We start from the raw sequence: 21975 nt of genomic DNA on the forward strand, positions 1-21975 counted from the left end.
GGCCGCGCCACCCGAACGGACCGGAGGAAGCCGTGCCCCGCACCCTGGCCAACGCCCCGATCATGATCCTCAACGGGCCCAACCTCAACCTGCTCGGGCAGCGTCAGCCGGAGATCTACGGCTCCGACACGCTCGCCGATGTCGAGGCCCGGTGCGCCAAGGCGGCGGCCGCGCACGGCGGCACGGTCGACCTCCGCCAGTCCAACCACGAGGGCGAGCTGGTCGACTGGATCCACGAGGCCCGGCTCCACCACTGCGGCATCGTGATCAACCCCGGCGCCTACTCGCACACCTCGGTCGCGATCCTGGACGCGCTCAACACCTGCGACGGCATGCCGGTGCTGGAGGTGCACATCTCCAACATCCATCAGCGGGAGTCGTTCCGGCACCACTCCTACGTGTCGCTGCGCGCCGACGGTGTCATCGCGGGGTGCGGCGTACAGGGGTACGTGTTCGGCGTGGAGCGGGTCGTGGCGCTGGTGGGGGCGGCGCAGGCCCAGGCCTGAGTTCTCCGCGACACGCGCGGGGCGCCCGCCTGGGCCGCCGGTCGAGGGCGGGGATCGAAGGACCAGCGGCCCATTCCGTGCGGGAGCCGTCGTTCCCGCGCGGGGCTGGTTCCAGTTGACCGCCGGATCGCACGTGCCGGGAGCGCGCGCGTGGCACCGGCTCGTGCGCGCGGTTCACACGGGGCGCGCGACGCGAGCCACACGCCGTCCAAGCGGGCCTTCCGCGCGCCGGTCACCACCCGCGCGCGTGCCACTCCGGCAGTTGCGGGCGCTCGGCGCCGAGTGTGGTGTCGTTGCCGTGTCCCGGATAGACCCACGTCTCGTCCGGAAGGGTCGCGAAGATCTTCGTCTCGACGTCGTGGATGAGGCTCGCGAAAGCCTCCGGATTCTGGTGGGTGTTACCCACACCGCCGGGGAACAGGCAGTCCCCGGTGAACACATGAGGGTGTCCGTGCGGGTCGTCGTAGACGAGGGCGATCGAACCGGGGGTGTGCCCCACGAGGTGGCGCGCGGTCAGTTCCACGCGCCCCACGCGGATGGTGTCGCCGTCGTCGACCAGTACGTCGGTCGGTACGGGGATGCCCTCGGCGTCGTCCCGGCCGGCATAGGTGCGTGCGCGGGTGGCCTCGACGACGTCGGCCAGCGCCTGCCAGTGGTCCCCGTGCTGATGCGTGGTGACGACGGAGGCGATGCCGTCGTCACCGATCATGCCGAGCAGCGTGCCCGCCTCGTTCGCCGCGTCGATCAGCAGCTGCTCGTCCGTGGCCCGGCAGCGCAGCAGATAGGCGTTGTTGTCCATCGGGCCGACCGCGATCTTGGTGATCATCAGGTCCTTGAGCTCGTGCACATCCGCTGGGCCGCCGACCGTCACCTGTCCGCTGTACGTCATGGCGGCAGCCTATCGCCGGGAGCCCGGGCGGGCCGCCGGAGGCGGGGCCTGTCCAGGGGCGGTGGACAACGGCTCGGGGTGACCGCCGGTGCGCCCTCGCGGACGGCTACAGGGGCGGCAGCTTCGGCAGGGTGCCGCCCTCCACCGACAGGGACGCGCCGTCCCGGCGTCCGGCGAGCCAGCCGACGAGGTCGGCGCCGGCGCCCGTGACCGTGAGCTCGGGGTCGGCGGCGTGGCCCGTGCTCCACGCGCGCGTGCCGTCGGTCAGACGGGTCGGCGGCACGTCGGGGTGCCCCGAGAAGCGCTCGGTGAGGAAGTCGATCTCCCGCTCCACGAACTCGGCCGGCAGGTCCTCCAGCTCGTAGCCGATCCCGAGGTCGACGTGGTGCAGTTCGATCTCGACCCACCGACGGAAGACCACGCGGGCCGCCGAATCGGTCACACCGTTGCGCAGCTCCACCGTGCGCGACCAGTCGCCCGGCTCGTCGGTCGCGGCCTGGAACCGGGCGGCGCTCTCGCGCACGTCCGTGATCTGCACGTCCAGCGGGCGCGGGGCGTCGCGCTCGATGTCGGTGTCACGGGCCTCGGCGGACGCGTACATGGGGAGGCCCGCGAAGACGTTCACCAGGGCGTCCGCGTTGCGCGCGAGGTGGGCGAGCACATGGCCGCGGCTCCAGCCGGGCAGGCGTGACGGTTCCGTCACTGCGGCGTTGTCCATTTTGGCGACCGCGATGAGCAGCCGTTCGGTCGCGTTCTGTAGACAGGCCAGGTCATGAACGTGATCAATCATGGTGCTGACCCTAGCCCCCGCCACTCCTTCGGGTGAAGGAGTCGGATCCCGCCCGCAAATCGAATGCGCGTGCTATATGGTCGACGGTGACGTCGGGCATGCTGGAAGGCCGGGGATTGTTGACAACCGGTGAATCCGTCCGTCGTTGTCAGTGGCTCCCCCTAGTCTGAGAACACGGGGGCCCCGCCCCTGTCTCTTCTCCCAAGAAAGGTGCGGACCGGCGTGGCCGACCGTCTCATCGTCCGTGGCGCGCGCGAGCACAACCTCAAGAATGTCTCGCTCGATCTGCCACGCGACTCGCTCATCGTCTTCACGGGCCTGTCGGGATCGGGCAAGTCCTCGCTGGCGTTCGACACGATCTTCGCCGAGGGCCAGCGGCGCTATGTGGAGTCGCTCTCCTCGTACGCCCGCCAGTTCCTCGGCCAGATGGACAAGCCGGACGTCGACTTCATCGAGGGCCTCTCCCCGGCTGTCTCGATCGACCAGAAGTCGACCTCGCGCAACCCGCGCTCCACGGTCGGCACCATCACCGAGGTCTACGACTATCTGCGTCTGCTCTTCGCGCGCATCGGCAAGCCGCACTGTCCCGAGTGCGGCCGCCCCATCTCGCGCCAGTCACCGCAGGCCATCGTCGACAAGGTCCTGGAGCTGCCGGAGGGCAGCCGTTTCCAGGTGCTCTCGCCGCTGGTGCGCGAGCGCAAGGGCGAGTTCGTCGACCTCTTCGCGGACCTCCAGACCAAGGGCTACTCCCGCGCGCGGGTGGACGGCGAGACCATCCAGCTGTCCGACCCGCCCACGCTGAAGAAGCAGGAGAAGCACACCATCGAGGTGGTCGTCGACCGCCTCACCGTCAAGGACTCCGCCAAGCGCCGCCTGACCGACTCCGTCGAGACCGCCCTCGGTCTGTCCGGCGGCATGATCGTGCTCGACTTCGTCGACCTTCCCGAGGACGACCCCGAGCGCGAGCGCATGTACTCCGAGCACCTGTACTGCACGTACGACGACCTGTCGTTCGAGGAGCTGGAGCCGCGCTCCTTCTCCTTCAACTCGCCCTTCGGCGCCTGCCCCGAGTGCACCGGCATCGGCACGCGCATGGAGGTCGACCCGGAGCTGATCGTCCCGGACGAGGACAAGTCCCTCGACGAGGGCGCCATCCACCCCTGGTCGCACGGGCACACCAAGGACTACTTCGGCCGCCTGATCGGCGCCCTCGCCGACGCCCTCGGCTTCCGCACCGACATTCCCTTCGCGGGCCTGCCGCAGCGCGCCAAGAAGGCCCTGATCCACGGCCACAAGACGCAGATCGAGGTCCGCTACCGCAACCGGTACGGCCGCGAGCGCTTGTACACGACCCCGTTCGAAGGCGCCGTCCCCTTCGTCAAGCGCCGGCACAGCGAGGCCGAGTCCGACGCCAGCCGGGAGCGCTTCGAGGGCTACATGCGCGAGGTGCCCTGCCCCACCTGTGAGGGCACCCGTCTGAAGCCGATCGTCCTCGCGGTCACGATCATGGAGAAGTCGATCGCCGAGGTCGCGGGGATGTCCATCAGCGACTGCGCGGACTTCCTGGGCAAGCTGAAGCTCAACGCCCGCGACAAGAAGATCGCCGAGCGGGTGCTGAAGGAGGTCAACGAACGGCTGCGGTTCCTGGTCGACGTCGGCCTCGACTACCTCTCGCTCAACCGCGCGGCGGGCACCCTCTCCGGCGGCGAGGCCCAGCGCATCCGCCTGGCCACCCAGATCGGCTCCGGCCTCGTCGGCGTTCTCTACGTCCTCGACGAACCGTCCATCGGTCTGCACCAGCGCGACAACCACCGGCTGATCGAGACCCTGGTCCGGCTGCGCGACATGGGCAACACGCTCATCGTCGTCGAGCACGACGAGGACACCATCAAGGTCGCCGACTGGGTCGTCGACATCGGCCCCGGCGCCGGTGAGCACGGCGGCAAGGTCGTACACAGCGGCTCCCTGAAGGAACTGCTCGCCAACGCCGAGTCGCAGACCGGCCAGTACCTGTCGGGCAAGAAGTCGATCCCGCTGCCGGACATCCGGCGCCCGCGCGACCCGGGCCGGCAGCTCACCGTGCACGGCGCCCGCGAGAACAATCTGCAGGACATCGACGTCTCCTTCCCGCTCGGTCTGTTCACGGCCGTGACCGGCGTGTCAGGCTCCGGCAAGTCGACGCTGGTCAACGACATCCTCTACACGCACCTGGCCCGCGAGCTGAACGGCGCCCGCAGCGTGCCGGGCCGCCACACGCGCGTGGACGGCGACGACCTCGTCGACAAGGTCGTGCATGTCGACCAGTCGCCGATCGGCCGCACCCCGCGCTCGAACCCGGCGACGTACACCGGCGTCTTCGACCACGTCCGCAAGCTGTTCGCCGAGACCACCGAGGCGAAGGTCCGCGGATACCAGCCGGGCCGGTTCTCCTTCAACGTCAAGGGCGGCCGCTGCGAGAACTGCGCCGGTGACGGCACTATCAAGATCGAGATGAACTTCCTCCCGGACGTCTACGTCCCGTGCGAGGTCTGCCACGGCGCCCGGTACAACCGGGAGACCCTGGAGGTCCACTACAAGGGCAAGTCCATCGCCGAGGTGCTGAGCATGCCGATCGAGGAGGCCACGGAGTTCTTCGCGGCCGTCCCCTCGATCGCGCGGCATCTGAACACCCTCAAGGACGTCGGCCTCGGCTATGTCCGGCTCGGCCAGTCGGCGACCACCCTGTCCGGCGGCGAGGCCCAGCGCGTCAAGCTCGCCAGCGAGCTGCAGAAGCGCTCCACCGGCCGCACGGTCTACGTCCTCGACGAGCCGACCACCGGTCTGCACTTCGAGGACATCAGCAAGCTGCTGAAGGTCCTGGCCGGTCTGGTCGACAAGGGCAACACGGTCATCGTCATCGAGCACAACCTCGACGTGATCAAGACCGCGGACTGGGTCGTCGACATGGGCCCCGAGGGCGGTGCGGGCGGCGGTCTCGTCGTCGCCGAAGGCACGCCCGAGGAGGTCGCCGGGGTGCCGGCCAGCCACACCGGCAAGTTCCTGCGCGAGATCCTCAGCGCCGACCGGATCAGCGACGCCGCCTCGGTGAAGGCCCCGCGCAAGACGGCGGCCAAGACCGTCGCGGCCAAGTCGGCGACGAAGAAGACGGCCACGGCGAGGACGGCCAGGACCGTCAACAGCACGACGACGAAGAAGGCGGCCGCGGCCACGAAGGAGACCACGGCGGCGAAGAAGACGACGAGGGCCCGCAAGGCCTGAGTCGGCCGCACGGCCGGTACAGCGATGACCGGCCGTCCGGCCGTGAACGGCCGGTGCGGCCAGGGCTGCCCGGTACGGCCAGTGCCCGGCCGCTGCGGTCAACCTCGGCCGACACGGCCAATGGTCTCGGCACAACGGGACAAAAAGAGCGGCGCCCCGCGGGAACTCCCCGCGGGGCGCCGCTCGTTCCACCATCAGCCACCCTGGCCCTGCGGTTCGACGAACTGCATGTCCAGCTGAATCTTGACAACATCACTGAGGAAACCGCCCCCGAAGTCCAGGCCGTAGTCACTGCGCCTGATCTCACCCGTCGCCTCGAAACCGGCGTGCCTGCTCTGATCCGCGGGGGAGTCCACGACCCCGCCGAGCTCGACGGCGAGCACCACGGGACGCGTCACGTCCCCGATGGTCAAGTCCCCTTCCATCGTCCAGTCCTCGTCCTCGCCGAACACGCGCGTCGAACGGAACGTCATCGTCGGACGCTTCTCCACGTCGAGCAGATCGGCGGACCGGGTGTGCGCGTCGCGGTCGGCGTTCCCGGTGTCAAGAGAGGCGAGCGCGATCACGGCGCTCACCCGTACGTCGTCGGGCGTCTCACCGATGTGCAGACCGGCCTGCACATCGGCGAAGCGGCCGCGCACCTTGGCGATCCCGAGGTGCCGGATCGTGAAGTTCACAGCGGAGTGCAGCGGGTCGAGCGTCCAGTTACCCGGCACGAGGGGGAGAGAGCCGGGGGCGAGCGTGTCAGCGGTGTTGTTCTGAGTCATGCCTCCACCCTCGGGCGTGTTCGGGCGCGCAGGGAGACCGCGCTGAGAGTGGTAGTGGCAGGGTGGTAGTCGCAGGGCCACCCTCACGGACCCGGGGCGAGGTACGTTCGACGGGTGAGCGACAACGAGTTGGGCCTGTTCCTGCGCACCCGTCGCGAGTCCGTCACCCCGGCCGAGGTGGGGCTGCCGACCGGGTTCCGTCGGCGCACCCCCGGCCTGCGCCGATCCGAGCTGGCCACGCTCGCGGGCATCAGCGTGGAGTACCTCACCCGTCTGGAACAGGGACGCGACCGCAACCCCTCGCCCCGGTGCTCGGGGCCGTCGCCGACGCGCTCAGCCTGTCCCTCAAGGACCGCGTCCTGCTGCGCCGTCTGACCAAGGAGGCGGACGGCGGCGACCCGCTGGTCTGCGCGGCCGCCCCGCCGCTCAGCCGGACGGCGCGGCCCACCGTGCAGGCCGTCCTGGAGCGCCTGGAGCCCTCCCCGGCCGCGGTGATCAACTGGATCGGCGACGTCATCGCCCACACCGACGGCTACGCGCGGCTCGTCGGCCCGATCGGGGTGCTCGACGACGAGCACCCCAATCTGCTCCGGTACCTGTTCACCGACCCGCGCGCCCGTGTGGCCCACCAGGACTGGGAGCGTGTCGCCGATGACCTGGTCGCCCGGCTCCGGCACGGCGTTCCCCTGCGCGACCCGCACCTCTCCGAGCTGGCCGAGGAGCTGACGGTGACCGCGGGTGCGGAGTTCGCCGACCGGTTCGCGGACATTTCGGTGACACCGCGCACTGTCGGCTCGCAGCAGCTTGAGCACCCCGAGGTGGGGGCGCTGCACCTGCTGCACGAGTCGCTGGCACTGCCGGAGGAGGGCCAGCAGGTGGTGGTGTACCTGCCCGCCGACGACGCGACGTCCGCCGCGCTGGACCGCCTCAGCGGCCGTCGCCCCGGTGCCCTGCGGGCCGTCGGCAGGGCAGCGGGCTGAGAAGCGGTCGGCTGGAGGTCGCGGTGGTCGTCAAGGCCGTACGCCGTCCAGCTCCCACGCGTACGGCGGTTCCGCCCCGGCCCGGGAGCAGGTGATCGCCGCCGCTCGGGCCGCGAAGCGCAGCAGCTCGGTCCAGCCGGAGGTGCCGAGGCCGGCCAGGGCCTCGGGGGACAGGGCGTCCCGTGCGGCGAGGCCGTGCAGCAGGGCCGCGTTCACGGTGTCCCCGGCTCCGATGGTGTCCACGACGTCGACCTGTTCGCCCGGCACGGAGTGCTCGGCACCGTCACGGGTGTAGGCGGACAGACCGTCGCCGCCGTGGGTGACGACGACGGCCGAGGGCCCGGCGGCGAGCCATTCCTTCGGGGTGCCGCCCAGCCAGTGGGCGTCCTCCTCGGAGAGCTTGAGCAGCGACACCGACGGCAGCCAGCTCCGGAAGCGGGCGCGGTAGGCGTCGGCGTCCGGGATCAGGACCGGCCGGATGTTGGGGTCGAGGGCGGTGAGCAGGCCCTGGGCCGCCGCTGTGCGCATCAGCCGCTCGTACGCGGTCGCCCCCGGCTCCAGCACCAGCGAGCAGGTTCCGAAGGAGACCGCGCGGGTGTCGGCGGGCAGTCCGGCCGGAGCCGTGAACAGCCGGTCGGCGGTGCCGTCGACGTAGAACGAGTAGGCGGCTGATCCGCCGTCGCCGATCGTGGCGACCGCGAGGGTGGTGGGCTCCGGACCGCGCTGGACAGCCGACACGTCCACGCCCGCCGTCCGCAGCCCGTCGAGCAGGGCCTCGCCGAAGACGTCCTGCGAGGCGCGCGAGCAGAAGGCGGTGGGGGAGCCGAGCCGGCCCAGGGCGACGGCCGTGTTGTACGGGCCGCCGCCGAGCGCGGGCCTCAGGGCGGCGAGGGCACCCGTGCCCTGCGGTACCAGGTCGATCAGGGCCTCACCGGCTACGACGATCACGAGAGGGTTCCTTTCAGGGGCTGCGCAGGGGTGGGCTGCTGTTGCCGAAGGGGGCGGCCGCGGCGGTTCGGGCTGCCGGTTCCGGGACTGTTCGGGGTCATCGGGGCTCAGGTCGGCGGGGGCTGTCGGCGGGCCTCGCCGTCGGGCCCGAGCCTGGTCCGGCCTCCTGCGCGCACCCGCAGGACGTCCGGTGGACGAACTCGCACGGAAGCCTCAGGGTCCGGGCGGGGCGGTCCGGGGAGGCGAGACGGTCGAGGAGGACCTGGACGGCCCGGGCGCCGATCTCCTTGCTGGGCTGGGCGATGGCGGTGAGACGGGGCGAGAAGAGATCCGCCCAGGCGAAGTCGTCGAAGCAGCACAGGGCGATGTCGTCCGGCACGGACAGGCCGCGGTCGCGCAGGGCGCGCAGGGCGCCGATGGTCATCGCGTTGTTGACGGTGACGAGGGCGGTCGGCGGATTGGCGAGGGAGAACAGGGCGGCCGTGGCGCGTTCGCCGCCGGTGGAGGCGGAGTCGCCGTGGACCACGAGGCGTTCGTCGTGGGGGAGTCCGGCGGCGGCGAGGCCGTGCCGGTAGCCGGCGATCCGTTCTCCGGTGGTGCTGAGTCCAGACAGTCCGGCGACCAGGCCGATGCGTCGGTGGCCGAGTTCGGCGAGATGGGCGACCAGTTGCGCCACCGGAGCGGTGTTCTCGGCGCAGACCTGGTCGAAGGGCGGGGCGCTGTCGGCGCGGGTGTCGACCAGCCGGTCGAGGAGGACGGCCGGGACGTCGTGGCGGCGCAGGTAGGCGAGGAGTTCGCGCGGGTCGGCGGAAGGGGCGACGATCATGCCGTCCACCCGGCGCTCGTGCAGCAGCTGGACGACCTTGCGCTCGTGCTCGGGGTCGTCGTGGGGATCGGAGATGAGGAGGCTGTAGCCGTGTTCCAGGGCGCTGGCCTCGACGCCCTGGAGGATCTCGGTGAAGTACGGGTTGCTGATGGCCGAGACCGCGAGGCCGATCGAGCGGGTGCGGGAGGTCACCAGGGACCTGGCGAGGGTGTTGGTCGTGTAGCCGAGCTGTTCGACGGCGTCCAGGACGGCCTGGCGGGTGTGCGGCAGCACGGGCCGGGTGTCGTTGAGCACGTGCGAGACGGTCGCCACCGAGACACCGGCGCTGCGTGCGACGTCGGCCATGGTCGGCATGGCGTAACCCCTCCCTTCACCGGCCCCGCGCGGGCCGGGCCGTGGGCCGCGGCGGGCCCTCAGGGCGGGAACGTATCTCATTCGAGCCCGTACGTAAACGCTTGCGTAAACGTTTACGCGCGAGCGTACGGGCTGCCGCCGGGTCGACCCACCAGACTCCTTCCCGTGCCCCGCCCCACGGCTTTCGGTGCACCGGGCCCCGGGTATCGTCGCCGTGCTTGCCCCCTGACCTGTGGAGACCCTCATGCCCGGCCGATCCTCCGCGAGCCGTCGAACCGTTCTGCGCGGGGCGGCGGCCGCTCCCGTCGCGGGGCTGGGCCTCACCGCGTGCTCGCCGGACGGGGGAGCGGAGGCAACGCCCGCCACGCAGACCGCGCCCGTGGACCTCGGCGCCGAGAGCGACGTCGCCCAGGGCGGCGCCCATCTCCACCTGGACCACAACGTGGTGGTCAGCCGCACCGCGGACGGCACGCTGAAGGCGTTCAGCACGATCTGCACGCACGGCGGCTGCCCCATCAGCGAGCTGGAGGGGACGACGCTGAGCTGCGCGTGTCACGGCAGCCGGTTCGACGCGAGGACCGGCGAGGTGCTGCGCTCCCCGGCGACCGTGGCGCTGACCGAACTGCCGGTCCGGGCCGAGAACGGCAGGGTGATCGCGGGGCCGCAGGCCTGACACCGGCCGTCGTCGACCGGGGGTGTCCCCACCCCCTCAGCGACCGACCCCGGACCCTCGGCCCCCGACTCGGCAGCGTTTACTCCCAGTCCCACCCGATCCCGACGATCCCGGAGCGCACCCGGGGTTCGACGAGGTGGACGGAGTGATGGCGGGTGGTGAGGGGGAGGTCCTGGCGGCCGCTGCGAGGGGCCGCCGCCGAGTGCTGGGTGAAGCGGTGGCAGCGTGCCGGGAGGGCGTGCTCGTCGAACCGCACTTGCAGGACGTACTGACCGCCCGGCGGTCCGAAGCCGCGCACGCACTCGTAGGAGACACCGGCGGTGCCGTCCTCGACGGCGTAGCGGAAGAGGAACGTGTCCCCGGCGCGCAGCCGGGTGTCGAACAGGAGCTCGGCCACCAGGATGCCGGTCTCGTGGTGCCGTCTGACGCGTCCGGTGCGGCAGTTCTCCAGGGCCCGCACGGACATGTGCTCGGGCGCGCAGCCGGGGTCGCCGTGGTGGACGGCGACGAACCGGTCGACTCCGTCCCGGTGGGCGCGCACGACGTGGTGCGACTCGCGGCCGAGCAGCTCGCGGCGCCCGCCGATGCGGACCTGCTCATGGTGGCCGAGCAGGTGCAGCCCGCCGTCGCGAGGGGATTCCAGTTCGAGCAGCAGTCGCTCCAGGGCGCCCGAGGCCTCGACGAGCGAGCGGTAGGAGCGGGCTGCGCTGTGCTGGCCGGAGGCACCCTCCTCGGCCTGGGCGAGCAGCCGTATCAGGGACTCGTCAGGCAGGTGGAGTATCTCCTCCAGCGCGCGCACCGCCCGCAGCGACTCGGGGCGCTGCGGACGGCGGGCGCCCTGTTGCCAGTAGCTCAGACTGGTGACACCGACCTTCACGCCGTGACGTGAGAGGTGGTGCTGAACGCGTTGCAGGGGCAGGCCGCGGGCGGCGATGGCGGCGCGCAGGGCGACGTGGAAGGGGCCGCCGCGCAGAGCCGTGTCCAGTTCCGCGATGGCGATGTCCGCGTGCTGTGTGGCGTGCGGCATGCAGGGGCCTTTCTGTGTGGATCACAACGGCTGGTCAGACCGTTCACGCGGGTGCTGCGGGGCCACCCCGTCGGCGCCGGGGGCTGGGCCCGTCCGCGCGCCGTCGTTTTTACGGCCCCGAGTTCCAACGCATTGAAGCGTGTTGACCAAGTCCCGACAACACCTCCGGCCCAACCGTGGTCCAGTCCTCGCCGCCTGGCGCGGCACGGGTGCCAAGAGGGGGCGGGCGGCTTCCGGTTGGCCGGTGCAGGTACTTCGCGCGGCGGGGCCGCCCGGACTTTCGCAGGTGCCGGGCCCACGCGGGGTGCGGTGCGGCCGGATCTGGTGGCCGTCCGGCGGCGTGCGGGGTGCCGTGCGGCCGGTTCCAGGGGGTGTCCGGGCACGATCCCGGACGTTGTCCACAGGCCCGCCGGAGTGTCACCGCTCGCCAGTAGGGTGTGAGACATGGCCGACCCCTCCAGCTACCGCCCCAGGCCGGGTGAGATCCCGGACTCTCCGGGGGTGTACAGGTTCCGTGACGAGCACCGCCGGGTGATCTACGTCGGAAAGGCGAAGAGCCTGCGCCAGCGCCTGGCGAACTACTTCCAGGACCTGGCGAACCTGCACCCCCGCACCCGGACGATGGTGACCACCGCCGCGTCCGTGGAGTGGACCGTGGTGTCCACCGAGGTCGAGGCCCTGCAGCTGGAGTATTCCTGGATCAAGGAGTACGACCCCCGGTTCAACGTCAAGTACCGCGACGACAAGAGCTACCCGTACCTCGCGGTGACGATGAACGAGGAGTTTCCGCGCGTGCAGGTCATGCGCGGCCACAAGAAGAAGGGCGTCAGGTACTTCGGGCCGTACGCGCACGCGTGGGCGATCCGGGACACCGTCGACCTGTTGCTGCGCGTCTTCCCGGTGCGCACCTGCTCGGCGGGCGTGTTCAAGAACGCCTCCCGCACCGGCCGCCCCTGTCTGCTCGGCTACATCGGCAAGTGCTCCGCCCCCTGCGTCGGCCGGATCGAGCCCGAGGACCATCGCGAACTCGCCGAGGAGTTCTGCGACTTCATGACCGGCCGCACCGGCACCTACCTCCGCCGTCTGGAGAAGCAGATGACGGAGGCGGCCGAGGACATGGAGTACGAGCGGGCCGCCCGCCTGCGCGATGACATAGAGGCCCTGCGCAAGGCCATGGAGAAGAACGCGGTCGTGCTCGCCGACGCGACCGACGCCGACCTGATCGCGGTCGCCGAGGACGAGCTGGAAGCGGCCGTGCAGATCTTCCATGTCCGCGGCGGACGGGTACGCGGTCAGCGCGGCTGGGTCACCGACAAGGTCGAGGAGGTCACCACCGGCGCCCTCGTCGAACACGCCCTCCAGCAGCTCTACGGCGAGGAGACCGGCGACAGCGTCCCCAAGGAGGTCCTCGTCCCGGCCCTGCCCGAGCCGGTGGAGCCGGTCCAGCAGTGGCTCACCGAGCGGCGCGGATCGGCCGTCTCGCTGCGCATCCCGCAGCGCGGCGACAAGAGGGCCCTGATGGAGACCGTGGAGCGCAACGCCCAGCAGGCGCTCGCCCTGCACAAGACCAAGCGCGCCTCCGACCTGACGACCCGCTCGCGCGCCCTGGAGGAGATCGCCGACGCCCTCGACCTGGACAGCGCCCCGCTGCGCATCGAGTGCTACGACATCTCGCACCTCCAGGGCGACGACGTCGTGGCCTCCATGGTCGTCTTCGAGGACGGGCTCCAGCGCAAGAGCGAGTACCGCCGCTTCCAGATCAAGGGCTTCGACGGCCAGGACGACGTCCGCTCCATGCACGAGGTCATCACGCGCCGCTTCAAGCGCTACCTGGCCGATAAGGAGCGCACGGGGGAGTGGACCGACGGGGAGGACGCCGTCGGCCCGGAGGCGGACACGGTCCTGGTCGCGGTCGGCGGCGACGGCACCCCCGCCGAGGACCAGCCCCTCACGACGACCCCCGGGCAGCCCGCCCCCGGGCAGCCCCCCGCCCCCGGCGAAGCCCCCGCCGCGCTCACCACCCTCACCGACGACGACGGCCGCCCCAGGAAGTTCGCCTACCCGCCCCAGCTGGTCGTCGTCGACGGCGGGCAGCCGCAGGTCGCCGCCGCCAGGCGGGCGCTGGACGAGCTCGGCATCGACGACATCGCCGTGTGCGGGCTGGCCAAGCGGCTGGAGGAGGTCTGGCTGCCCGGCGACGACGACCCGGTCGTCCTGCCCCGCACCAGCGAGGGCCTCTACCTGCTCCAGCGGGTCCGCGACGAGGCCCACCGGTTCGCGATCACCTACCAGCGCACCAAGCGCGCCAAGCGCTTCCGCGCCGGCCCCCTGGACGAGGTGCCGGGACTGGGCGAGACCCGTAAACAGGCGCTGATCAAGCACTTCGGTTCGGTGAAGAAGCTGAGATCCGCGACAATCGACCAGATCTGCGAGGTTCCGGGCATCGGCCGGAAGACGGCGGAGACCATCGCCGTGGCCCTCGCCCAGGCGGCCCCGGCCGCGCCCGCCGTGAACACGGCGACTGGAGAGATCATGGAAGACATGGACGACGGGGCGCCCGAGACGACGGCGGACGCCCCGGGGGAGCCCGTACCCGCGGGCGCCCCGGACGAGCGACGGGGGCAGGAGACATGACCGACCACGAGACCCAGCCGACAGACGATCGAGAGCAGGAACCGCGGACCGCACCGGGCCGCGAGCACCAGGAGCCCGCCGAGGACCGGCAGGCGCTCCCCGACGACGGAGCACAGGTGAGCCAGGACAGCACGGGCCCCGGGATCCCCGACGCCGCCATCCCCGAGCTGGTGATCATCTCCGGCATGTCCGGGGCTGGCCGCTCCACGGCCGCGAAGTGTCTGGAGGACCTCGGCTGGTTCGTCGTCGACAACCTCCCGCCCGCCCTGATCCCCACCATGGTGGAACTGGGCGCACGCTCCCAGGGCAACGTGGCGCGCATCGCGGTCGTCGTCGACGTGCGCGGCCGTCGCTTCTTCGACAATCTGCGCGAATCCCTGGCCGACCTCGACTCCCGCAGTGTCACCCGGCGGATCGTCTTCCTGGAGTCCTCCGACGAGGCCCTGGTCCGCCGCTTCGAGTCCGTGCGCCGACCCCACCCCCTCCAGGGCGACGGCCGGATCGTCGACGGCATCGCCGCCGAGCGCGAGCTGCTGCGCGAGCTGCGCGGCGACGCCGACCTGGTCATCGACACCTCCAGCCTCAACGTGCACGAGCTGCGCGCCAAGATGGACGCCCAGTTCGCCGGCGAGGAGGAGCCCGAGCTGCGGGCCACGGTGATGTCGTTCGGCTTCAAGTACGGCCTCCCGGTCGACGCCGACCTCGTCGCCGACATGCGCTTCCTGCCCAACCCGCACTGGGTCCCCGAGCTGCGCCCGTACACCGGTGTGAACGAGGAGGTCGCGGCCTTCGTCTTCAACCAGCCCGGCGCCAAGGAGTTCCTGGACCGCTACGCCGAACTGCTGCGGCTGATCGCGGCCGGCTACCGGCGCGAGGGCAAGCGGTACGTGACCATCGCCATCGGCTGTACGGGCGGCAAGCACCGCTCGGTGGCCATGTCGGAGAAGCTCGCCGCGCGCCTGGCGGCAGAGGGCGTGGAGACGGTGGTCGTGCACCGGGACATGGGACGCGAATGACAGGACGTACTCCCCGGCTGGGCCGACTGCGCCGGGCGATGCCCGACGCACGGGCGGGCCGGCCCGTCGAGGCCCGGGGTGCCCGGGCGCGCCGCCGCGGCACCCAGCCCAAGGTCGTCGCGCTCGGCGGCGGCATGGGCCTGTCGGGCTCGCTCGCCGCGCTGCGCCGGATCACCGGTGACCTCACCGCCGTCGTCACCGTGGCCGACGACGGCGGCTCCAGCGGGCGCCTGCGCGACGAGCTGGGCGTCCTGCCGCCCGGCGACCTGCGCAAGGCGCTGGCCGCGCTGTGCGGCGACGACGACTGGGGCCAGACCTGGGCCCGGGTCATCCAGCACCGCTTCCACTCCAAGGGCGACCTGCACGACCACGCGGTCGGCAACCTGCTGATCGTCGCCCTGTGGGAGCAGCTCGGCGACCATGTGCAGGCCCTGGACCTGGTCGGTAAACTGCTCGGCGCGCACGGGCGCGTGCTGCCCATGTCCGCCGTGCCGCTGGAGCTCCAGGCGCTGGTCAAGGGGCACGACCCGGATCGCCCGGACGAGGTGGACACCGTCCGCGGCCAGGCCACGGTCGCCCTCACCCCGGGTGAGGTCCAGTCGGTGCACCTGGTGCCGCACGACCCGCCCGCCGTCCCGGAGGCCGTCGCGGCCGTGCTGGACGCCGACTGGGTGGTGCTCGGCCCCGGCTCCTGGTTCTCCTCGGTCATCCCGCATCTGCTCGTGCCCGAGCTGCTGGACGCGTTGATGGAGACGAAGGCGCGCCGGGTACTCTCGCTGAACCTCGCCCCGCAGCCCGGGGAAACCGACGGCTTCTCACCGCAGCGTCATTTGGAGGTTTTGGGACGACACGCCCCTAAACTCGCCCTGGACGTGGTGCTGGCCGACGAGGCCGCCGTGCCCGACCGCGACTCGCTGACCGATGCCGCAAAGCGCTTCGGGGCCGCGGTCGAGCTGGCGCCGGTGGCGCGGCCCGACGGGACTCCGCGGCACGACGCGGAGCTCCTGGCCGCCGCGTACGACCGTATTTTTCGGATGCATGGAAGGATCGGCCCATGGCGATGACGGCAGCGGTGAAGGACGAGATCTCCCGACTCCCCGTCACCCGGACCTGCTGTCGGAAGGCTGAGGTCTCCGCCATTCTGCGGTTCGCCGGCGGCCTCCATCTGGTCAGCGGGCGCATCGTGATCGAGGCGGAGCTGGACACCGCGATGGCGGCCCGCCGCCTCAAGCGGGACATCCTGGAGATCTTCGGCCACAGCTCCGAGCTGATCGTGATGGCGCCGGGCGGACTGCGGCGCGGCTCGCGGTACGTGGTGCGTGTGGTCGCGGGTGGTGACCAGCTGGCCCGGCAGACCGGCCTGGTGGACGGGCGGGGGCGCCCGATCCGGGGCCTGCCACCGCAGGTGGTGTCCGGTGCGACCTGTGACGCCGAGGCCGCCTGGCGCGGTGCCTTCCTGGCGCACGGCTCGCTCACCGAGCCCGGCCGTTCCTCCTCCCTGGAGGTGACCTGCCCCGGCCCCGAGGCCGCGCTCGCGCTGGTCGGTGCCGCCCGCAGGCTGTCGATCGCGGCGAAGGCCCGTGAGGTGCGCGGCGTGGACCGGGTCGTGGTCCGTGACGGCGACGCGATCGGCGCGCTGCTCACCCGCCTCGGCGCGCATGAGTCGGTGCTGGCCTGGGAGGAGCGCCGGATGCGCCGCGAGGTGCGGGCCACGGCGAACCGCCTCGCCAACTTCGACGACGCCAACCTGCGCCGCTCGGCCCGTGCCGCGGTCGCCGCCGGGGCTCGCGTGCAGCGTGCCCTGGAGATCCTCGGAGAAGAGGTCCCCGAGCACCTCGCCGCCGCCGGCCGGCTGCGCATGGAGCACAAGCAGGCTTCTCTGGAGGAGCTGGGCGCGCTCGCCGACCCGCCGCTCACCAAGGACGCTGTCGCCGGCCGTATCCGCCGCCTGCTGGCCATGGCCGACAAGCGCGCCTCCGACCTGGGCGTCCCGGGCACGGAGGCCAACCTCTCGGAGGAACTGGCCGACAACCTGGCGGGCTGACCCGGGGAACGGGGCCCGAACGCCCCGGAACCCATCCAGACGCGGGACGTCGAACGCCGCGGGACTGTTTGGGGCGTGGCCGGGCTTCCACTCCGTGGGCCTGTTCCGGCCGCGGCCGGGGCCGAGATCCGCGGCACTGTTTCGGACCCGGCCCGGCTTCAAAGTCCGCGGGACTGTTTCGAACCCGGCCGGGCTTCAAAGTCCGCGGGACCGTTCCGACCCGGCCCTGGCTTCGAAGTCCGCGGGATCGCGACCCCCCGCCCGCGCCCCAACCCCTGGCCAACAACGCCGTCTTGACGCGCCCCCTGACTGACGTGAGCCTGACACCCGCATGCCGCCGAGAGAAGCGGTCCGCGACCGGTGTCGTAGGAGGTCGGAAAAGGGCGACTTCCCAAAGTCCTTTCGAGTGACGAGGACTTTCCACCGGGGCGGTCCGTACCCCTACTGGTGGGTAAGGACGGCGGTGCCGTGTATGGGCCGTCTGGATGTCACCTCCGGCGCTTCTGGGAGGTAGGGTCGTAGGCGGTCGGGGACATCCCAAATACAGCTCGCCGGCATCTCATGGCCGGCGTACCAACGAGGAGATCGGTTCGTGACGATCCGCGTAGGCATCAACGGCTTCGGCCGCATCGGTCGTAACTACTTCCGCGCGCTCCTGGAGCAGGGTGCTGACATCGAGATCGTGGCTGTCAACGACCTGGGTGACACCGCGACCACTGCCCACCTGCTGAAGTACGACACGATCCTGGGCCGCCTGAAGCAGGAGGTCACCCACACCGCCGACACGATCACCGTCGACGGTCACACCATCAAGGTGCTCTCCGAGCGCAACCCGGCCGACATCCCCTGGGGCGACCTGGGCGTCGACATCGTCATCGAGTCGACCGGCATCTTCACGAAGAAGGCCGACGCCGCGAAGCACCTCGCGGGCGGCGCCAAGAAGGTCCTCATCTCGGCTCCCGCCAAGGATGAGGACATCACCATCGTGATGGGCGTCAACCAGGACAAGTACGACCCGGCGAACCACCACGTCATCTCCAACGCCTCCTGCACCACCAACTGTGTGGCGCCGATGGCGAAGGTCCTCGACGAGAACTTCGGGATCGTCAAGGGTCTGATGACGACCGTGCACGCGTACACCAACGACCAGCGCATCCTGGACTTCCCGCACTCGGACCTGCGTCGCGCCCGCGCCGCCGCCGAGAACATCATCCCGACCACGACGGGTGCCGCGAAGGCCACCGCCCTGGTCCTTCCGCAGCTCAAGGGCAAGCTGGACGGCATCGCCATGCGCGTCCCGGTCCCCACCGGTTCGGCCACCGACCTGGTCGTGACGCTTCAGCGCGAGGTCACCAAGGACGAGGTCAACGCCGCGTTCAAGAAGGCCTCCGAGGACGGCGACCTCGCGGGTTACCTGGCCTACACCGAGGACGAGATCGTCTCCTCGGACATCGTGAGCGACCCGGCCTCCTGCACCTTCGACTCCTCCCTGACCATGGTCCAGGAGGGCAACACGGTGAAGATCCTGGGCTGGTACGACAACGAGTGGGGCTACTCGAACCGTCTCGTCGACCTCACCAAGTTCGTCGGCGACCAGCTCTGATCCCTGATCGGCTGAAGCAGACACCTTGATGCGAGAGCAGGGCTCGGACCAGGCGCAGGGACGCGTCCGGTCCGAGCCCTGACGCGCGTCACGACCGGCCCCCCTCTCTAGGATCGAGCCTGGTCAACCGGTCACGAGCAGAACGAGCCCCCTGTAGGAGTCCCCCGAAAATGAAGACGATCGACGAACTCCTCGCCGAAGGAGTCGCGGGCAAGCGGGTCTTCGTCCGCGCCGACCTCAACGTGCCGCTGGACGGCACCACGATCACCGACGACGGCCGCATCCGCGCGGTGCTGCCCACCGTCAAGGCGCTCGCCGAGGCCGGCGCGCGCGTCGTCGTGGCCTCGCACCTCGGCCGCCCCAAGGGCGCCCCGGACCCGGCCTTCTCGCTCGCCTCCGCCGCCGCACGGCTGGGCGAACTCCTCGGCGCGGACGTCGCCTTCGCCGCCGACACGGTCGGCGAGTCGGCGCAGGCCACGGTCGCCGGCCTCGCCGACGGCCAGGTCGCGGTCATCGAGAACCTGCGCTTCAACGCCGGTGAGACCAGCAAGGACGACGCCGAGCGCAGCGCGTTCGCCGGTCAGCTCGCCGCCCTCGCCGACGTGTACGTCGGTGACGGCTTCGGCGCGGTGCACCGCAAGCACGCCTCGGTCTACGACCTCCCGGGCAAGCTGCCGCACTACGCCGGCTACCTCATCGCCACCGAGGTCGGCGTGCTGAAGCAGCTCACCGAGGACGTCAAGCGGCCCTACGCCGTGGCCCTCGGCGGCTCCAAGGTCTCCGACAAGCTGGCCGTCATCGACCAGCTGCTCGGCAAGGCCGACCGCATCCTCATCGGCGGCGGTATGGCCTTCACCTTCCTCAAGGCCAAGGGCTACGAGGTCGGCACCTCGCTGCTCCAGGAGGACCAGATCCCGGCCGTCACCGAGTACCTGGAGCGCGCCGAGAAGCTGGGCGTCGAGCTCGTGCTCCCGGTCGACGTCGTGGTCTCCCCGGGCTTCCCGGACCTGAAGGCCAAGGCCCCCACCGAGCACACGGTCGTCGACGCGGACCGGATGCCCGAGGGCCAGCTGGGCCTGGACATCGGCCCGAAGACCGGCGAGCTGTACGCCGGCAAGCTCACCGACGCCGCGACCGTCTTCTGGAACGGTCCGATGGGCGTCTTCGAGCACCCCGACTACGCCGAGGGCACCAAGGCGGTCGCCCAGGCCCTCGTCGACTCGGACGGGTTCACCGTCGTCGGCGGCGGAGACTCCGCCGCGGCCGTGCGTACGCTCGGCTTCGACGAGAACGCGTTCGGCCACATCTCGACCGGTGGCGGCGCCTCCCTCGAATACCTCGAGGGCAAGACGCTCCCCGGCCTCGCCGCACTGGAGGACTGACCCCGCATGACCACCCGTACGCCGCTCATGGCGGGCAACTGGAAGATGAACCTCAACCACCTGGAGGCCATCGCCCACGTCCAGAAGCTCGCCTTCGCCCTCGCCGACAAGGACTACGACGCCGTCGAGGTCGCCGTCCTGCCGCCCTTCACCGACCTGCGCTCCGTGCAGACCCTGGTCGACGGCGACAAGCTGAAGATCAAGTACGGCGCCCAGGACATCTCGGCGCAGGACTCCGGCGCCTACACCGGCGAGATCTCCGGCCCGATGCTGGCCAAGCTGAAGTGCACGTACGTGGCCATCGGCCACTCCGAGCGCCGCCAGTACCACGCCGAGACCGACGAGATCGTCAACGCCAAGGTCAAGGCCGCCTACAAGCACGGCCTGACCCCGATCATGTGTGTCGGCGAGGAGCTGGACGTCCGCGAGGCCGGCAACGCCGTCTCCCACACCCTAAAGCAGGTCGAGGGCGGTCTGAAGGACCTCCCGGCCGAGCAGGCCGAGTCCGTCGTGATCGCCTACGAGCCCGTGTGGGCCATCGGCACCGGCAAGGTCTGCGGCGCCGACGACGCGCAGGAGGTCTGCGCCGCGATCCGCGCCAAGCTCGCCGAGCTGTACTCCCAGGAACTGGCCGACAAGGTCCGCATCCAGTACGGCGGCTCCGTGAAGGGCGGCAACGTCGCCGAGATCATGGCCAAGGCCGACATCGACGGCGCCCTGGTCGGCGGTGCCTCGCTGGACGCCGACGAGTTCGTCAAGATCGTCCGCTTCCGCGACCAGTGACACGACCTGCTCGGGACCCCCTGGGAGGAACCGGGCAGCCGTGAGTATGCGGTAGCGACGATCCGTCGTACTCTTGCGGGGTCCAGCACTGTGCTGGGCCCCGCGTCGTCCATCCGAGTCCGAGGAAGTTGGTCCAGCTGTGGTTCTGGGGTTCTCCATCGCCCTGATCGTCTTCAGCCTGCTGCTGATGCTGCTGGTGCTGATGCACAAGGGGAAGGGCGGCGGCCTGTCCGACATGTTCGGAGGCGGCATGCAGTCCTCCGTCGGCGGCTCCTCGGTCGCCGAGCGCAACCTCGACCGCATCACCCTGGTGATCGGTCTGCTGTGGTTCGCGTGCATTGTGGTGCTCGGCATCCTGATGAAGGTCAACAACTGACCCTCGACTCGCCGGTCGGCACAATCCGGTACGTAAGGCCCCATGTTCGGTACGCGCTCGTGAGCGCGGCCTATCATGGGGCTTGCGTCTAGGCGCAGGGCCCCTTGTTGCGCCAATCACTGGACGCGCGTGGGGCCTTACGTAGACTGAGGCGCTCGCAACGAAGCGACACGCCGACTCGCTTCGCGGCACCATCACGCAGGGAGTTACACCGTGGCAAGTGGCAACGCGATCCGAGGAAGCCGGGTCGGGGCGGGGCCGATGGGTGAGGCCGAGCGCGGCGAGTCCGCCCCGCGTCTGCGCATCTCCTTCTGGTGCTCCAACGGACACGAGACCCAGCCCAGCTTCGCCAGCGACGCGCAGGTTCCCGACACCTGGGACTGCCCGCGCTGCGGGTTCCCGGCGGGTCAGGACCGGGACAATCCCCCGGCTCCGCCGCGTACTGAGCCGTACAAGACGCACCTCGCGTATGTGAGGGAGCGTCGCAGTGATGCCGACGGCGAGGCGATCCTGGCCGAGGCTCTCGCCAAGCTCCGTGGTGAGATCTAGGGGTTGCCCCCTGGCGTGACCGCTCGGCCGGCCACCTGTTGTTGCCTTCCATGACGCCCCCGCGTCAGTTTGTGTCCCCCGCTGATCAACTAGGTTGGGACCGGCAGCGGGGCAAGGTACGCAGCAGGACAGGTAGGAAAGAAGGCTGATGTCCGAGATGAACGCCGAAGGCCGTACCAGGCTCGACCGGACGCCCGAATGGAACGCCCTCGTCGAACACCGCGAGCAGCTCGGTGAGTTGCGGTTGCGCGAGCTGTTCGCCGCCGATCCCGGGCGGGGCACCTCGTACACGCTCCAAGTCGGCGATCTGCACGTCGACTTCTCCAAGCACTTGGTCACGGACGAGACGCTGCGGCTGCTGCGCGAGCTGGCCGTCGCCACGGACGTGTTCGGGCTGCGGGACGCGATGTTCCGCGGCGAGAAGATCAACAGCACCGAGGGGCGGGCGGTCCTGCACACGGCGTTGCGGGCGCCGGCGGACGCGGTGGTCGAGGTGGACGGCGAGAACGTCGTGCCCGGGGTCCACGCGGTCCTGGACCGGATGGCGGGCTTCGCCGACCGTGTCCGCTC

General features: G+C 70.8%; 18 protein-coding genes and 2 pseudogenes. 14 read left to right on the top strand and 6 right to left on the bottom strand.

The window, feature by feature from the left end:
• The first annotated feature begins 32 nt into the window (after positions 1-32).
• On the top strand, positions 33-506 hold the full coding sequence (aroQ, locus tag ABZZ79_RS24540) for a type II 3-dehydroquinate dehydratase (RefSeq protein ID WP_356692023.1): 474 nt from the start codon (positions 33-35) through the stop codon (positions 504-506).
• A 232-nt stretch (positions 507-738) separates the two neighbouring features.
• Here the strand turns inward: aroQ and ABZZ79_RS24545 are convergent, their stop codons facing one another.
• Positions 739-1395 (bottom strand): MBL fold metallo-hydrolase, encoded by a 657-nt coding sequence (locus ABZZ79_RS24545; protein WP_356692025.1) that lies wholly within the window; start codon positions 1393-1395, stop codon positions 739-741.
• A gap of 106 nt (positions 1396-1501) precedes the next feature.
• Positions 1502-2185, bottom strand: coding sequence for a maleylpyruvate isomerase family mycothiol-dependent enzyme (locus ABZZ79_RS24550; protein WP_356692027.1), 684 nt, complete (start codon positions 2183-2185; stop codon positions 1502-1504).
• A 222-nt stretch (positions 2186-2407) separates the two neighbouring features.
• Between ABZZ79_RS24550 and uvrA the strand changes: the two genes are divergently transcribed.
• On the top strand, positions 2408-5443 hold the full coding sequence (gene uvrA, locus ABZZ79_RS24555; RefSeq protein ID WP_356692029.1) for an excinuclease ABC subunit UvrA: 3036 nt from the start codon (positions 2408-2410) through the stop codon (positions 5441-5443).
• A gap of 194 nt (positions 5444-5637) precedes the next feature.
• Here uvrA and ABZZ79_RS24560 read toward each other — a convergent pair whose 3' ends face one another.
• Positions 5638-6210: a YceI family protein gene (locus ABZZ79_RS24560; RefSeq protein ID WP_356692031.1), complete on the bottom strand. Its 573-nt coding sequence runs from the start codon at positions 6208-6210 to the stop codon at positions 5638-5640.
• 114 nt (positions 6211-6324) lie between these two features.
• Here ABZZ79_RS24560 and ABZZ79_RS24565 point away from each other — a divergent pair.
• Positions 6325-7190, top strand: a pseudogene (locus tag ABZZ79_RS24565) (helix-turn-helix domain-containing protein).
• A 30-nt stretch (positions 7191-7220) separates the two neighbouring features.
• Here the strand turns inward: ABZZ79_RS24565 and ABZZ79_RS24570 are convergent.
• Positions 7221-8138, bottom strand: coding sequence for a carbohydrate kinase (locus tag ABZZ79_RS24570; RefSeq protein WP_356692033.1), 918 nt, complete (start codon positions 8136-8138; stop codon positions 7221-7223).
• A 97-nt stretch (positions 8139-8235) separates the two neighbouring features.
• Entirely contained in the window at positions 8236-9318 is a 1083-nt protein-coding gene (locus ABZZ79_RS24575; RefSeq protein ID WP_356692035.1) for a LacI family DNA-binding transcriptional regulator, read from the bottom strand.
• A gap of 244 nt (positions 9319-9562) precedes the next feature.
• Between ABZZ79_RS24575 and ABZZ79_RS24580 the strand changes: the two genes are divergently transcribed.
• Positions 9563-9991, top strand: a complete 429-nt coding sequence (locus tag ABZZ79_RS24580; protein ID WP_356692037.1) for a Rieske 2Fe-2S domain-containing protein — start codon at positions 9563-9565, stop codon at positions 9989-9991.
• A gap of 79 nt (positions 9992-10070) precedes the next feature.
• Here ABZZ79_RS24580 and ABZZ79_RS24585 read toward each other — a convergent pair whose 3' ends face one another.
• Entirely contained in the window at positions 10071-11018 is a 948-nt protein-coding gene (locus ABZZ79_RS24585) for a hypothetical protein (protein WP_356692039.1), read from the bottom strand.
• Between the two features lie 444 nt (positions 11019-11462).
• Here ABZZ79_RS24585 and uvrC point away from each other — a divergent pair, with 444 nt between their 5' ends.
• The 10 genes and pseudogenes from uvrC to ABZZ79_RS24635 form a co-directional block, all read left to right on the top strand.
• Positions 11463-13652 (top strand): excinuclease ABC subunit UvrC, encoded by a 2190-nt coding sequence (gene uvrC / locus ABZZ79_RS24590; RefSeq protein WP_356692041.1) that lies wholly within the window; start codon positions 11463-11465, stop codon positions 13650-13652.
• Positions 13649-14668: an RNase adapter RapZ gene (gene rapZ, locus ABZZ79_RS24595; RefSeq protein WP_356692043.1), complete on the top strand. Its 1020-nt coding sequence runs from the start codon at positions 13649-13651 to the stop codon at positions 14666-14668. The genes uvrC and rapZ overlap by 4 nt, the downstream gene beginning before the upstream one ends.
• Positions 14665-15732: a uridine diphosphate-N-acetylglucosamine-binding protein YvcK gene (yvcK, locus tag ABZZ79_RS24600; RefSeq protein ID WP_356692045.1), complete on the top strand. Its 1068-nt coding sequence runs from the start codon at positions 14665-14667 to the stop codon at positions 15730-15732. The genes rapZ and yvcK overlap by 4 nt, the downstream gene beginning before the upstream one ends.
• Entirely contained in the window at positions 15723-16712 is a 990-nt protein-coding gene (gene whiA / locus ABZZ79_RS24605; RefSeq protein WP_356692047.1) for a DNA-binding protein WhiA, read from the top strand. The genes yvcK and whiA overlap by 10 nt, the downstream gene beginning before the upstream one ends.
• Before the next feature lie 592 nt (positions 16713-17304).
• Positions 17305-18315: a type I glyceraldehyde-3-phosphate dehydrogenase gene (gene gap, locus ABZZ79_RS24610; RefSeq protein WP_356692050.1), complete on the top strand. Its 1011-nt coding sequence runs from the start codon at positions 17305-17307 to the stop codon at positions 18313-18315.
• Between the two features lie 170 nt (positions 18316-18485).
• The gene (locus ABZZ79_RS24615; RefSeq protein WP_356692052.1) at positions 18486-19697 is read left to right on the top strand and encodes a phosphoglycerate kinase; all 1212 of its coding nucleotides are present in this window, start codon (positions 18486-18488) and stop codon (positions 19695-19697) included.
• A gap of 6 nt (positions 19698-19703) precedes the next feature.
• The gene (tpiA, locus tag ABZZ79_RS24620) at positions 19704-20480 is read left to right on the top strand and encodes a triose-phosphate isomerase (protein WP_356692054.1); all 777 of its coding nucleotides are present in this window, start codon (positions 19704-19706) and stop codon (positions 20478-20480) included.
• Positions 20481-20619: 139 nt separating this feature from the next.
• Positions 20620-20856 carry a preprotein translocase subunit SecG gene (secG, locus tag ABZZ79_RS24625; protein WP_107440227.1) on the top strand — a complete coding sequence of 79 codons (237 nt, stop codon included), beginning with the start codon at positions 20620-20622 and terminating at the stop codon, positions 20854-20856.
• Between the two features lie 261 nt (positions 20857-21117).
• On the top strand, positions 21118-21405 hold the full coding sequence (locus ABZZ79_RS24630; RefSeq protein ID WP_019885342.1) for an RNA polymerase-binding protein RbpA: 288 nt from the start codon (positions 21118-21120) through the stop codon (positions 21403-21405).
• A 157-nt stretch (positions 21406-21562) separates the two neighbouring features.
• Positions 21563-21975 (top strand): annotated as a pseudogene (locus ABZZ79_RS24635) (glucose-6-phosphate isomerase); the annotation flags it as partial.

It is taken from the genome of Streptomyces sp. NPDC006458 (assembly GCF_040612135.1).
GTDB lineage: Bacteria > Actinomycetota > Actinomycetes > Streptomycetales > Streptomycetaceae > Streptomyces.

Bases quoted from the DNA above. Each gene is read 5' to 3' on its own strand.
- tpiA (WP_356692054.1), top strand. From the start codon at position 19,704: ATGACCACCCGTACGCCGCTCATGGCGGGCAACTGGAAGATGAACCTC.
- ABZZ79_RS24545 (WP_356692025.1), bottom strand. From the start codon at position 1,395: ATGACGTACAGCGGACAGGTGACGGTCGGCGGCCCAGCGGATGTGCAC.
- rapZ (WP_356692043.1), top strand. From the start codon at position 13,649: ATGACCGACCACGAGACCCAGCCGACAGACGATCGAGAGCAGGAACCG.
- ABZZ79_RS24630 (WP_019885342.1), top strand. From the start codon at position 21,118: ATGGGTGAGGCCGAGCGCGGCGAGTCCGCCCCGCGTCTGCGCATCTCC.
- whiA (WP_356692047.1), top strand. From the start codon at position 15,723: ATGGCGATGACGGCAGCGGTGAAGGACGAGATCTCCCGACTCCCCGTC.
- ABZZ79_RS24615 (WP_356692052.1), top strand. From the start codon at position 18,486: ATGAAGACGATCGACGAACTCCTCGCCGAAGGAGTCGCGGGCAAGCGG.
- ABZZ79_RS24560 (WP_356692031.1), bottom strand. From the start codon at position 6,210: ATGACTCAGAACAACACCGCTGACACGCTCGCCCCCGGCTCTCTCCCC.
- ABZZ79_RS24585 (WP_356692039.1), bottom strand. From the start codon at position 11,018: ATGCCGCACGCCACACAGCACGCGGACATCGCCATCGCGGAACTGGAC.
- yvcK (WP_356692045.1), top strand. From the start codon at position 14,665: ATGACAGGACGTACTCCCCGGCTGGGCCGACTGCGCCGGGCGATGCCC.
- ABZZ79_RS24575 (WP_356692035.1), bottom strand. From the start codon at position 9,318: ATGCCGACCATGGCCGACGTCGCACGCAGCGCCGGTGTCTCGGTGGCG.
- ABZZ79_RS24550 (WP_356692027.1), bottom strand. From the start codon at position 2,185: ATGATTGATCACGTTCATGACCTGGCCTGTCTACAGAACGCGACCGAA.
- ABZZ79_RS24580 (WP_356692037.1), top strand. From the start codon at position 9,563: ATGCCCGGCCGATCCTCCGCGAGCCGTCGAACCGTTCTGCGCGGGGCG.
- uvrC (WP_356692041.1), top strand. From the start codon at position 11,463: ATGGCCGACCCCTCCAGCTACCGCCCCAGGCCGGGTGAGATCCCGGAC.